The organism is Enterobacter sp. RHBSTW-00593 (assembly GCF_013784105.1).
In the GTDB taxonomy this organism is placed as follows: Bacteria; Pseudomonadota; Gammaproteobacteria; order Enterobacterales; family Enterobacteriaceae; genus Enterobacter; species Enterobacter ludwigii.
Map to the genome: position 1 here is coordinate 2,307,927 of NZ_CP056393.1, position 12,926 is coordinate 2,320,852.

At 53.6% G+C, this 12,926-nt stretch carries 14 protein-coding genes; 10 read left to right on the forward strand and 4 right to left on the reverse strand.

Features of this window, described 5'->3' with window-relative positions:
• Window positions 1–96 precede the first annotated feature (96 nt).
• The 4 genes from HV242_RS10885 (at window position 97) to HV242_RS10900 (ending at window position 4,358) form a co-directional block, all read left to right on the forward strand.
• Window positions 97–1,062: a sensor domain-containing diguanylate cyclase gene (locus HV242_RS10885; RefSeq protein ID WP_014170057.1), complete on the forward strand. Its 966-nt coding sequence runs from the start codon at window positions 97–99 to the stop codon at window positions 1,060–1,062.
• A gap of 82 nt (window positions 1,063–1,144) precedes the next feature.
• A complete protein-coding gene (locus HV242_RS10890) occupies window positions 1,145–1,672 on the forward strand; it encodes a GNAT family N-acetyltransferase (RefSeq protein WP_047744651.1) in 528 nt (175 codons plus the stop codon).
• Window positions 1,673–1,789: 117 nt separating this feature from the next.
• Window positions 1,790–3,241, forward strand: a complete 1,452-nt coding sequence (locus HV242_RS10895) for a tagaturonate reductase (RefSeq protein ID WP_050736791.1) — start codon at window positions 1,790–1,792, stop codon at window positions 3,239–3,241.
• A 202-nt stretch (window positions 3,242–3,443) separates the two neighbouring features.
• Window positions 3,444–4,358 carry a bestrophin family protein gene (locus tag HV242_RS10900; RefSeq protein ID WP_032681009.1) on the forward strand — a complete coding sequence of 305 codons (915 nt, stop codon included), beginning with the start codon at window positions 3,444–3,446 and terminating at the stop codon, window positions 4,356–4,358.
• On the opposite strand, the gene HV242_RS10905 is transcribed toward HV242_RS10900, so the two are convergent.
• A complete protein-coding gene (locus HV242_RS10905) occupies window positions 4,346–4,894 on the reverse strand; it encodes a GNAT family N-acetyltransferase (RefSeq protein WP_050736792.1) in 549 nt (182 codons plus the stop codon). The genes HV242_RS10900 and HV242_RS10905 overlap by 13 nt on opposite strands.
• A gap of 143 nt (window positions 4,895–5,037) precedes the next feature.
• Between HV242_RS10905 and HV242_RS10910 the strand changes: the two genes are divergently transcribed.
• The 5 genes from HV242_RS10910 (at window position 5,038) to HV242_RS10930 (ending at window position 10,027) form a co-directional block, all read left to right on the forward strand.
• Window positions 5,038–5,478, forward strand: a complete 441-nt coding sequence (locus tag HV242_RS10910) for a GNAT family N-acetyltransferase (protein WP_014170062.1) — start codon at window positions 5,038–5,040, stop codon at window positions 5,476–5,478.
• 145 nt (window positions 5,479–5,623) lie between these two features.
• Window positions 5,624–6,619 carry an alpha/beta fold hydrolase gene (locus HV242_RS10915; protein WP_020884143.1) on the forward strand — a complete coding sequence of 332 codons (996 nt, stop codon included), beginning with the start codon at window positions 5,624–5,626 and terminating at the stop codon, window positions 6,617–6,619.
• A gap of 44 nt (window positions 6,620–6,663) precedes the next feature.
• Entirely contained in the window at window positions 6,664–7,404 is a 741-nt protein-coding gene (locus HV242_RS10920; protein ID WP_025204193.1) for a response regulator, read from the forward strand.
• Window positions 7,401–8,699 carry an ATP-binding protein gene (locus HV242_RS10925; protein ID WP_025204192.1) on the forward strand — a complete coding sequence of 433 codons (1,299 nt, stop codon included), beginning with the start codon at window positions 7,401–7,403 and terminating at the stop codon, window positions 8,697–8,699. Before HV242_RS10920 ends, HV242_RS10925 begins: the two co-directional genes overlap by 4 nt.
• 137 nt (window positions 8,700–8,836) lie before the next feature.
• Window positions 8,837–10,027, forward strand: coding sequence for a cytochrome c biogenesis protein/redoxin (locus HV242_RS10930; RefSeq protein ID WP_032678153.1), 1,191 nt, complete (start codon window positions 8,837–8,839; stop codon window positions 10,025–10,027).
• A gap of 6 nt (window positions 10,028–10,033) precedes the next feature.
• On the opposite strand, the gene tam is transcribed toward HV242_RS10930, so the two are convergent.
• Window positions 10,034–10,792, reverse strand: a complete 759-nt coding sequence (gene tam, locus HV242_RS10935) for a trans-aconitate 2-methyltransferase (RefSeq protein ID WP_050736793.1) — start codon at window positions 10,790–10,792, stop codon at window positions 10,034–10,036.
• Between the two features lie 82 nt (window positions 10,793–10,874).
• On the reverse strand, window positions 10,875–11,459 hold the full coding sequence (locus tag HV242_RS10940) for an NUDIX domain-containing protein (RefSeq protein WP_025204189.1): 585 nt from the start codon (window positions 11,457–11,459) through the stop codon (window positions 10,875–10,877).
• Between the two features lie 86 nt (window positions 11,460–11,545).
• On the opposite strand from HV242_RS10940, the gene HV242_RS10945 reads away from it, so the two are divergent.
• Window positions 11,546–12,319: a DeoR/GlpR family DNA-binding transcription regulator gene (locus HV242_RS10945; RefSeq protein ID WP_050736794.1), complete on the forward strand. Its 774-nt coding sequence runs from the start codon at window positions 11,546–11,548 to the stop codon at window positions 12,317–12,319.
• Between the two features lie 60 nt (window positions 12,320–12,379).
• On the opposite strand, the gene HV242_RS10950 is transcribed toward HV242_RS10945, so the two are convergent.
• Complete coding sequence (locus HV242_RS10950) at window positions 12,380–12,742, reverse strand: TIR domain-containing protein (protein WP_050736795.1); 363 nt, start codon at window positions 12,740–12,742, stop codon at window positions 12,380–12,382.
• Between the last annotated feature and the right edge of the window lie 184 nt (window positions 12,743–12,926).

The window sequence follows — 12,926 nt, forward strand, 5'->3', positions numbered from 1 at the left end:
GTGACGTTAACAAATAGCGTCTGAACAGGATATTCGTACACTGACAATGTCTCTGTTTAAGCTACGCTTTTAGTAAAGCTTGCGTCAGGAGACGTTATGAAAACACCTGCAACCCCTGAAAATGAAACGGAACGTCTGAACTCGCTGCGCGAATCAGGCCTGCTTGAAATCGACAGTTCGCCGGCCTTTGACCGCCTGACGCGTCTGGCAAAACGCTTTTTCCAGGTGCCGCTGGCGATGGTCAATCTTATCGATGAGCATTCGCTGATCGTGAAGTCAGCGGATGGCCAGGCACCGGACTCGGTCCCGCGCAATATCTCATTTTGTGGCCATACGATCCTCAGCGAAGCGCCGCTGGTGGTGGGGGACATGCGTCAGGATGACCGCTTTGCTGATAATCCGCTGGTGGCCGGTGAGCCCGGCGTTCGTTTCTACGCTGGTTTCCCGCTGCGTCTGCGCGACGGCGCGAGTGTAGGATCGCTTTGCCTGATTGATTATTCTCCGCGCGAGTTTACGGCGGCCGATCTTGCCGTGCTGGGAGACCTGGGCGCGCTGGCAGAAGATGAATTTGCTGCCGTCAGTGCGGCGACTACCGATGAACTGACGGGCTTATTCAACCGTCGGGGCTTTAATCAGCTTGTCCGGTTTACCCTGTCCGTCGCCCGACGCCGTGCAGAGCCGTTAACCCTCGGCTGGCTGGATCTGGATCGTTTTAAGGAGATAAACGATCGCTACGGCCACGAGGAAGGGGATAAGGCGCTGAACGTGATGGCGCAACTGATGCGTTCCTCCTTCCGTGAGGCGGATCTGCTGGTTCGCTTTGGCGGGGATGAGTTTGCCGTGCTGTTCGCCGATACGGATGAGCAGGGGGCCTGGATTGCGATGCAGTATCTGGCCGAGCAGGTCGAAAATTATAATGCCCGCAAACTGCATCCGTGGTCGCTTCTGTTCTCGTGGGGCCTCAGTGAATTTGACCACAATGGCCATGACCTGCAACAGTGGCTAAAAGAGGCCGATGAAAAGATGTATGCCATGAAGCAGCAACGCCACCGTGAAAGATGACATAACAAAAGCCTATGATCGATCCGTTTGCGTTAATAAGATGTTAATTGCACAGTGACGGTATTCAACGTAAGGAAAAACAATGAATACCTCACTGCACATCAAAAACCTCACCCGGGAAGAGATCCTCACCCACCTCGATGCGTTGTCCGCGATCCTCGAAAACTGCGTTAACGGCGGCGCATCCGTCAGTTTTATGTTGCCCTTTAGCCTGGAGAAAGCGCGTGCTTTCTGGCGCGGTATTGCTGAGAGCGTGGGACGCAATGAACGTCTTGTGCTGGCCAGTATCGATCCGCAGGACGGCGTTATCGGCACGGTACAGTTGATCACCGATCAGCCGGAGAATCAGCCGCATCGCGCGGATGTGGCAAAACTGCTGGTCCATGAAAAAGCGCGCCGTAAAGGGGCGGCAATGGCCCTGATGGAAGAACTTGAAGTTCAGGCCAGAGCCAGAGGCATTTCGGTCCTGGTACTGGATACGTCCACCGGCAGCGGTGCCGAGACGTTCTACCAGCGTGCTGGCTGGCAAAAAGTGGGGGAGATCCCGCGCTATGCATTGATGCCGGATGGCGCGATGACCGCCACCTCCGTGTTCTATAAGTTCTTATAATTATTTTTCACAACTCCATCATGAATTGATCAAAACAGGGTTCCCGGTCGTAAAGTTTTGATAAGTTATCGTACCAATCTTATCAGGCTGTATGACTAATTATAAAAGGAACCCATTGTGAACACACTTAACCGTCATGATTTTCCCGGTCCACACTATCCGGAACGTATCATTCAGTTTGGTGAAGGTAATTTCCTGCGGGCGTTTATCGACTGGCAAATCGACCTGTTAAACGAACATACCGATCTTAACGCCGGTGTGGTGGTCGTTCGTCCCATTCAAAGTGATTTTCCGCCGTCGCTGAATACGCAGGATGGTCTGTATACCACGATCATTCGCGGCCTGAACGAAAAGGGCGACGCGGTGAGCGATGCACGTCTTATCCGTTCCGTTAACCGCGAAATCAACGTTTATAACGAATACGATGCGTTCCTCAGGCTGGCTCATAACCCGGAGATGCGCTTTGTGTTCTCGAATACCACGGAAGCGGGGATCGGTTATCACGCGGGCGACACCTTTGAAGATGCGCCTGCCGTCAGCTACCCGGCGAAGCTGACGCGATTGCTCTTCGAGCGTTTCAGTCATTTTAACGGTGCGCCAGACAAAGGCTGGGTCATCATTCCGTGTGAACTGATTGACTACAACGGGGATGCGCTGCGGGAACTGGTGCTGCGCTACGCGCAGGAGTGGGCGCTGCCGACGGCCTATACTGAATGGTTGAACGATGCCAACTGCTTCTGCTCGACCCTGGTTGACCGCATTGTAACGGGTTACCCGCGTGACGAAGTGGTCGCCCTGCAGGCTGAACTGGGTTATCAGGACGGGTTCCTGGATACCGCCGAACACTTCTATCTGTTTGTGATTCAGGGCCCAGACTCCCTTGCCAGCGAACTGCGTCTTGATAAGTTCCCGCTCAACGTATTGATCGTGGATGACATCCGGCCTTACAAAGAGCGTAAAGTCGCCATTCTGAACGGTGCGCACACGGCGCTGGTACCGGTAGCCTTCCAGGCCGGGCTGGACACGGTAGGCGAGGCAATGAACGATGCTGACGTGTGCGCTTTTGTCGAAAAAGCTATCTATGAGGAAATTATTCCGGTACTGGATTTGCCGCGTGATGAGCTGGAATCGTTCGCCAGTGCGGTAACGGGCCGTTTCCGTAACCCTTACATCCGGCATCAGCTGCTGTCGATTGCCCTCAACGGGATGACCAAGTACCGCACCCGCATTCTGCCGCAACTGCTGGCAGGGCAGAAAGCAACCGGGTCATTGCCTGCGCGACTGACGTTTGCTTTAGCGGCACTGATTGCGTTTTATCGCGGGGAGCGTAACGGGGAAAGTTACCCGGTTCAGGACGACGCGCACTGGCTGGCGCGTTTCCAGCAGCTGTGGACACAGCATCACGATCGCCAGATCACTACCCGCCAACTGGTAAAATCGGTACTGAGCGTGAGCGAACACTGGGAGCAAGATCTTACGCAGGTTAACGGCCTGGTCGAGCAGGTTACGCGGGATCTGGATGCTATTCTGCAACAGGGAATGCGTGCGGCGGTTAAACCGCTCTGCTAACACCGTTGCCCGGCTTCGGCCGGGTTTTAATGGGGATCTTATTAGTTACAACATACTATTTGCTCTGTTTTTAAAAAACACCTCTGGCACCGTGCGGTTTAGGCTAGCCAGGTCAGAAAATTCAATGTTTTATTAACATGCTTGCAACCGTGAGGGGGATCACGTTTAATAGCCACGCTCTTTTTCTTTCCTGAAACTCACTATGATTGTTCGTCCTAAACAGCACTGGTTACAACTCATCTTTGTCTGGCATGGCTCGGTACTGCCAAAAATCTATACCCGCTTGCTACTCAACTTTCTGCTTTCTATCGCCGTGATCCTGATGCTGCCGTGGTACACGTCCCTTGGCATCAAATTTACCGTTGCGCCATTTAGCATTCTCGGTGTGGCGATCGCTATCTTTCTCGGTTTCCGAAACAACGCCTGCTATTCCCGCTACGTTGAGGCGCGCCAGCTTTGGGGGCAACTGATGATAGCGGCACGCTCTCTGTTTCGCGAGGTAAAAAACACCTTGCCGGACGATAAACATCTTGGCGAGTTTGTCCGCCTGCAGATTGCCTTTGCCAACTGTTTGCGCATGACCCTGCGCCGGGAAACGAACGCCGAACAACTTTCCCGTTATCTTACGGAAGATGATTTACGCAAGGTGATGAACGCCAACTCGCCGGCGAACCGTATTTTACTGATCATGGGGGAGTGGCTTGCCGTCAGGCGTCGCAATGGTGAGCTCTCAGATATCCTGTTCCACAGTCTCAACAACCGACTGAACGACATGTCCATCGTCCTGTCGGGTTGCGAGCGTATTTTGACGACACCCGTACCGTTTGCTTACACGCTGATCCTTCATCGTACGGTGTATCTGTTCTGCATCATGCTGCCGTTCGCGCTGGTCGTCGATCTGCACTACATGACGCCTTTTGTGTCGGCGCTGATTTCTTACACCTTTATCTCGCTGGATACGCTGGCGGAAGAGCTGGAAGACCCGTTTGGTACCGAAGATAACGACCTGCCGCTGGACGCCATCTGCAACATGATGGAACGTGACCTGTTGCAGATGAACGATGAAGAAGAGATCCCCGAAAGACTGTTACCGGATAAGTATTATCAACTAACCTGACGGGCATTCCATTCGTCACGGGTGATCTCCCACAGTTCGGAATCCAGCATGCCGCTGACGTACGCTTTCTTTTCTGTCCTGATAAGCCGCATGCCGCTACTGTCTGAAATACGACGGGAGCGGCTGTTAGCAGCCGCTTTTGGCGCACGCAACACCGGCTTGTTCAGGGTGTTAAACCAATAATCCGTCGCCGCAATACTGGCCTCACGCATGTATCCCTTACCCTGAAACTCCGGCGCCAGCCAGAACCCACGGTTATTATCTTCAACATCGTACAGACAGATAATCCCCATCAGCTCATCCGGTGCCTCGCGACGTCGAATACTCCAGAACCAGGCAATGCCTTTTTCCATATCCGGCAGCGCAACGTTATTAACATAATACTCCGCGCCGTTATCCGGGTAGGGCCAGGGCACTGAGGAGACCATATAGCGAACGATTTCCCAGCGCGGATAAAGCCGCTGTATCTGGACGGCATCTTCCGCGACCAGGGGAATGAGTAACAGGCGTTCTGTCGTTAGCGTCGGTATTGTCATCCGTGGTTCTCCCTGTTTAAGCGTTATGTTTTTGTTCACCTTCTGGTATTTTCATCTCTATCACATTCTTTTTCGGTGTGCTGGAATTCTTTACTACCAATAACTGCTTTTAAAAGGCTTTCGATTTGTAATATGAGGAATATATGGCTGTTACGGTAAGAGCTTTACGCGCAGAAGATTATTCCCAGTGGCGTCCGCTGTGGGACGGCTACACACATTTTTATGACTGTGTCCTCGATGAGTCCGTGACCGCCGCGACATGGCAAAGGGCGCTCGACGAGCGATCATCGATGTTTTGCCGGGTTGCGGAAAGCGACGGCAACGTCATCGGCTTCGCCATGTGTATTTTGCACGAAGGAACCTGGTCGACAGCGCCCGTTTGTTATCTGGAAGACCTGTTTGTTGCTGCCAGCCAACGGGGAGCAGGGACTGGAAAAGCGCTCATTGACGCCCTGATGGACGAAGGCAAGCGCGAAGGGTGGTCAAAACTTTACTGGGTCACGCGGCAGAACAACCCGGCACGTAAACTCTACGACCAATATGGCGAAGCCGACGATTACGTTCGTTATCGCGTCTCGCTTTAAGACGCAATGACCTGTGTTTGTATCACATTGTATCAACGCCTCTGATACATACACAGGCTTGCAATAAAGGCCCATTCGCACATATCCGCTATACAAACCGATGTTGTTATATCCCCGTGAATCGTACTCAATCGGAGATAACAACATGTTCAGCAAACTCGCATACTCAACTCTCGCATTAACCGTTTCTCTTGGTACCGTCATGTCCTGTCAGGCCGAAGCAACCGGTACTGATTTCGCGACGGCGTTTGATCATCCTCAGCAGATTAACGCCGGCGATCTTAACGTCGGTTATGTCGACATCGGCCCGAAAAATGGTCAACCGATCATTTTATTACACGGCTGGCCCTACGATATTCATAGTTATGCGCAAGTTGCTCCCGCGCTGGCTGCCAAAGGATATCGGGTGATTGTGCCTTCTCTGCGTGGCTACGGAACTACCCGTTTCCTCTCAGACAAAACGCCGCGTAACGGCCAGCCTTCGGCCATGGCGAAAGACATTGTGAACCTGATGGATGCCCTGAACATCAAGCAGGCCGTTTTTGCAGGATACGACTGGGGTGCCCGTACGGCGGACATCGTCGCGGCGCTGTGGCCAGAACGCGTTAAATCGCTGGTCTCCGTCAGTGGATACCTGATCAGCAGCCAGCAGATTGGCAAACAACCCTTACCGCCGAAAGCAGAAGTTCAGTGGTGGTATCAGTTCTATTTCGCCACCGAACGTGGTGCTGAAGGCTACGCCAAAAACACCCATGACTTCGCCCGTCTGATCTGGTCACAGGCATCACCTGACTGGAAATTTAGCGATGCAACGTTTAACGCCAGTGCCAAATCCCTTGATAACCCGGACCATGTCGCGGTGACGCTCAGTAACTATCGCTGGCGTTTAGGACTGGAAAAAGGGGAGCGCAAATACGACAGTTATGAGCAAAAACTGGCAACGCTTCCGAATATTACCGTCCCGACGATCACCATTGAAGGCGGAAACAACGGGGCGCCACATCCTGCTCCACAGGCCTACGCCGGGAAATTCACCGGTAAGTATGAACACCGTACCTTTGGCAAAACCGTAGGTCACAATCCTCCGCAGGAAGATCCGCAGGATTTCGTCAACGCAGTTGTGGACGCAGATAAACTCTGAAATGTGCTATTTTCAATACGTTATCCTTCAGTCTGGAGATTTCTGTGGAGCATATTGATCATATCCTTGTCGTCGATGACGACAGGGATATTCGTGAGCTGATTGTCGATTACCTCGTTAAGTCCGGATATCGCGCCTCTGGCGCGGCAAATGGCAAAGAGATGCGAGTTGTGCTTGATAAACAGCATATCGATCTTGTGGTGCTGGATGTCATGATGCCCGGCGATGACGGATTAACGCTGTGTCGTCAGCTCCGAAGCGGTAAACATAAAGACTTGCCTATTCTGATGCTCACGGCGCGTAACGAGGAAACAGACCGGATCCTGGGGCTGGAGATGGGGGCAGACGATTATGTCGTGAAGCCTTTTGTTGCACGCGAGTTACTCGCGCGGATCAAAGCCATTTTACGTCGTTTCCGCACAATGCCCCCCAATTTACAGGTGACGGAAGCCGGGCGACTGGTCACGTTCGGAGAATGGCAACTGGACACCGTGGCCCGTCATTTAATCGACAGTGAAGGGATGGTAGTGGCGCTCAGCGGAGCGGAATATCGTCTGCTGCGCGTGTTCCTCGATCACCCTCAGCGCGTCCTGACCCGGGATCAACTGCTAAATCTGACCCAGGGGCGCGATGCCGAGCTTTTTGAACGATCGATTGATCTGCTGGTGAGCCGGGTGCGTCAGCGTCTGAATGAAGACGCCCGCACGCCGGCCTATATCAAGACTGTGCGCAGTGAAGGTTATGTCTTTACAATGCCGGTGACCATAAAAGAGGCCAATGAATGACGCTTTGGCCACGCTCGTTGCTGTCCCGGCTGTTGGTCATCGTGCTGGCTGGACTCTTACTGGCAAATACCCTCAGCCTGACGCTGGTGATGGTTGAACGCATGCACAGCGCCCGCACCGTAATGCTGGGTAATCTGGAAAACGATGTAGCCACTAGCGTGGCCATTCTTGACCGGCTTCCCGCTCAGGAGCGGGCGGCCTGGCTGCCGCGGCTGGAGCGCGGTAACTATCGCTATATTCTTGGGCCTGGAGAACCGGGCGCACCGCCTGAGGATAAGCGTTCACGCGATGCCATTCGAACGCTAAAAGAGACCCTTACGGCTGACTACCCGCTCACGTTTACCGCCGTTCCCGGTCCCATTTCCCATATTCAGGCGCATCTCACCTTACGTGATGGCGCACCGTTGACCATCGATCTGACGCCACGCATGCCGCCGGTCGCCAGCTGGTTACCTGTTGTGCTGGTATTGCAGCTGCTGCTGCTTGCGGCCTGTGCCTGGATCGCCGTGCGTCAGGTGATTCGGCCTTTTTCTCAGTTTACCCGTGCAGTTGACGCGCTGGACCCGGCGGCAAACACACCAATGACGGAGAAGGGGCCGGTAGAAGTGCAAAGAGCCGCGCATGCCTTTAACGCGATGCAGGCGCGCATTCAATCCTATCTTCGCGAACGCGCGCAGATCCTGGCATCCATTTCTCACGACCTGCAGACGCCCATCACGCGCATGAAATTGCGCGTCGAGATGGCCGATCAACCCGAGTTACGCGACAAGTTATTGAACGACCTCGATAACATGACCCGTCTGGTGCGGGAGGGGATTGCCTATGCCCGGTCATCAGAATCCCTGGAAGAGACCTCGCTAAAGCTGGAGCTCAATGCCTGGGTAAACAGTATTGCCTGTGATTATCAGGACATTGGTAAAAACGTGCAGTTTCAGGCAAACGACGCCCGCCTGCCGATAGTGACTCGGCCGCAGGCGCTTCGCCGGGTGATGACCAACCTCCTGGATAACGCGCTTAAGTTTGGTGGCTATGCCGTTATTGAGATTGATGATTCTTCTGCCGGACACATTGCTATCCATATTCTGGACGGCGGGCCGGGGATACCCGAGGCTGAACTCGACGCGGTATTACAGCCTTTTTATCGGGTAGAAACATCGCGTAACCGTGATACCGGCGGAACCGGCCTGGGGCTGGCGATTGCCGCACAGCTGACCGCGCAGCTTGACGGGAAACTGCGGCTGGCAAACCTTCCTGAAGGCGGGCTGAAGGTCACGGTAACGCTGCCGCGTCGCTGATTGTACGGTTTTGTATCCGGTTGCGTGACCGATACGAGAGCAGACAAATCGTCCCCTTTTGCACACATCCCAAACACATCCGTACGATGAAATACCCTCACTGCAGCGTCGCAGGCCATCTGTAATGTGAGGTTTTTATGTTTTTGATAATCGCGTTTCTGGGCGGGATGATAAGCCTGCTCAGTCCATGTACGCTCCCGGTGATACCTCTTCTGTTTGCCGGTTTTCAGGGGCAGCGAAGACATATCCTGGCTCTGCTGGCAGGGATGATCGTGATGTTTACCGTGGTGGCGATGGTTGTCACGGTTGCCAGCGAATGGATCACGGATGCCACGATAATAGGGCGCTGGCTGGCACTCATTATTCTGGCTACAGCCGCGCTGGCCTTGATTTTCCCGTCCTTCGCCCAGCGTATAGCCGGGCCCGCGGTCAGCGCGGGCAATATCCTCAACACCCGCAGCGGACAAACGCGCGGAATGTTTTCCGCTTTCCTGGCCGGACTTGCCGTCGGTCTGCTCTGGTCTCCCTGTGCCGGACCGATCCTTGGGGCTATTTTCAGTATCAATATTGCGGGTCATTCGGCCATCACCACCGGCGCGCTGTTGGCGGCGTATGGCAGCGGATGTGCGCTTATGTTGGGTCTGCTTATGGCCGGCGGTCGGAAACTGATGACACCGCTGCGGGCCAAATCAGCGCTGATGGAAAGGTTGCGCAAGGGGGCGGGCGTGGTGATGTTAGCGGCTGTGGCGTTCAACGCCACGGGGATGAACTCGGTGCTGAAAGGTGCAAATGGGGTGGCAGACCGTCTTGAAACCACGCTATTGACCCTGGCGAAGCCCGCCACTGCGCCAGTAAAACTGCAGCCGGTCGTCATGACCGAACCCAGCAGTCAGTTGCCTTCGTTAAGTGGCGGAACCGGGTGGATTAATGGTGACCCTGTCACGTCTGAATCATTGCGGGGTAAAGTCGTCCTGATTGATTTCTGGACCTGGGACTGTATCAACTGCCAGCATACGCTCCCGCATGTCCGCGACTGGGCCACGCGATATCAGTCCCAGGGTCTGGTGGTCATTGGCGTGCATACGCCTGAATATCCGTGGGAAAAACCGCTCTCGTCGGTGAAAAACGCGGTGAACAAATGGCAACTGCCGTATCGGGTCGTGACGGATAATAACTACCAGATCTGGAACGCCTTCGGGAACCAGTACTGGCCGGCACATTACTATTTCGATGCCAAAGGGCAGTTACGTTATACCTCTTTTGGCGAAGGTAACTATGAAGAACAGGAAAAAGTTATCCAGCAACTGCTTAAAGAGGCCCGCTCATAACGTTGCTCAGGGCTGACGTTGAGCAATGATAAACAACCGTGGAAAAGCCAGCAGTATCTGCCCGTTTTCCTGGAGCGGATACTGCTCTTCCAGCATTTCATGGTAGCGCTTGAGAAAACGTTTCTGCTCGCTCTCATTAAGCTCCTGCAGCCACGGACGTAAACCGGTCGCGCTTACCCAGTCAATGATGGCCTGGTGTGAGCTCATTTTATGGAAATAGGTTGTCCGCCAGATATCCACATCACAACCGGCGTCTGTCAAAATGTCGTAATAGGCATGCACGCCGGGCAAGGCTTCACGACCCCGATCGGGATAGCCTTGTTCCCAGGCAACTTCACGCATCGCCACATGAGTGGGCTCAAGCCAGTTGTCAGGCATCTGAATGGCCAGTACGCCATTTAACGTGAGCAGAGAGACCAGGTGCGGCAGAAGATCGTAGTGGTCGGGCACCCACTGCAACGAGGCATTGGCGTAAATCAGGCTCAGCGGCTGGCCGGGCTTAAACTGGCGGATGTCGGCCTCAACAAAGTGGCAATCCGGTAAGGCGCTGCGGGCTTCGTCGAGCATCGCAGGTGAGTTATCGACCCCTGTGATGTGCGCTGAAGGCCAGCGATGTTTTAACAGCGCCGTACTGTTTCCAGGCCCGCAGCCCAGATCGACGATGGATGACACGTCATCCAGGGGAATTCTGGCGAGCAATTCAGCGGCGGGGCGCGTACGTTCGGCTCCGTATCGCAGGTACAGGGAAGGGTTCCAGTCGGCCATCTTTGCATCTCCGTTGTGCATGCTTCAGCAAGAATAGCACACGCAGACACCTGCACTGCGGCAGGTGTCTGTCCTGCGGCAATTACAGAATGCCTTTCAGGGCAACATGATAAAGCAGCATGATGGTTTTCCCGTCGACAATCCTGCCCGTTTCAATGCCGCGCAGTGCCTCTTCCAGCGTCATTTCCAGTACGTCGATATCCTCACCCTCCGCTTTGAGTCCACCGCCTTCACTGGTTCTGTCTTTCGGCTGGTATTCGGCGAGATAAAAATAGAGTTTTTCAGTGACGGAGCCCGGGCTCATGTAAGCTTCAAAAATTTTCTCAACGCGGGAAACGCTATAGCCGGTCTCTTCTTCCGCTTCTGCTTTAATCCGGCTTTCCGGATCCATGTTATCGAGCAAGCCCGCAGCAGCTTCAATAAGGTCATCTTCGTGCCCGTTAATAAAGACAGGGAAACGGAACTGGCGGGTCAGGATCACCGTCTTTTTATCACGGTTATAAAGCAGGATGGTGGCTCCGTTTCCCCGGTCGTAAACTTCGCGATTTTGCCGCTGCCATTCGCCATCGCGTCGCTGAAGATCAAAGGTATATTTTTTCAGGATGTACCAGTTATCAGACAGTGTTTCACTTTCTATGATGCGTACATCTGCACGTTTTGATTGCACGTTTGTTCCTCCTTACGTAGAGTAATTATCATAAACAGCATTGTCGTGCAGTTTCAAGATTAAACGTGCAATATCAGGAATTCCTTATGCTCACAACGCAGCGAAAACAATTGATCCTTGAAAAGCTCGAGGCTGAAGGTCAGGTCCAGTCTAAAGCGCTCAGCACGCTCTTCGCGGTGTCTGAAGACACCATTCGGCGCGATTTACGCGAGCTGGCGGCAGAAGGGCGTTTACAGCGTGTTCACGGCGGGGCGCTGCCGTCATCCTCGGCCATTGCCCCGTTTGCTGAGCGTAAATCGGTAAAGATGGATGCCAAGAAAAATGTCGCCCGTAAAGGTGCGCAGCTCATTTCTGACGGCCAGGTGGTGATCATTGACGGCGGCACGACCACGTCAGAGCTGATTACGTTTCTGCCTCCTGATTTGAAGATAACCGTGGTCACGCACAGCCCAGGCATTGCACTGGGACTTGTCGAACATCCCTCCATTGAGGTTATCCTGATCGGTGGCCGTCTGTATAAACACTCTATTGTTGCGGTCGGCGCGGCTGCTATCGAAGGCATCGAAAAAATCCATGCGGACCTGTTCTTTATGGGAGTGACCGGCATCCATCCTGATGCGGGCCTGACGACCGGTGATTTTGAAGAGGCGAGTATCAAACGTGCATTTTCCGGCAGAGCCGCCGAAACGGTTGTGCTGGCTTCCCCCGAAAAAATCAATACCGCGTCATCTTTTGTGATTGGCGATCTGTCGCTGGTGAACACGATTGTCGTTGAAGACGATACCGATAGCGCCTGGATTAACGCGGTAAAAGAAAAGGGGATTTCCGTGGTGATGACCTCAGCACGGGAAAAGGCATAACCCACGCGAAAAGCCTTTATGATCCGGCCTGTCGGTAAGCCGACAGGCTGGCAGGCAACATCAAATCTGAGGGATATCCTCAAGCGCAGTGTAAATCTTAAGCCCCAGCGTTTGCGCCACCTCTATGTCCATATCGGCCCCTTTGGACGCGCCGGCAATCCGGTAGATAGCATCACATTTCGCAATGAGTCGGTGCGCGACGGGATACAGCATTGCTTCACTGATTTCATCACCCATCGATTTTGAGCCAGCCGCTTTTGCCAGCGGTAAGGCCAGCCATTCACCAATAACCGGAACGTGGCCACGTTGATAGACGGCTAATGCCGCATTTTCAAGACGAGCAAGGTTTTCATCAATGCGCGCCTGCACGCCATCGGTGCCGCTACGATAGGGGCCGGCGATTAAAATCAACTGTTGTGTCATATCAACCTCAGTAAGTAAAAATGCATGAGTTTGCACGTTTGTGCGTCTTTTGTTTCTGGCTTCATATTAATAGGCAATTTCGTGCAATTTCAAGTAATATTGTGCATTGTGAGTTTTTTAAGACAGTTGCAGAAGAGTCGAGCTGGTCTATGCTCAAAAAGCAGAGATCAACCATTCTCTGGGC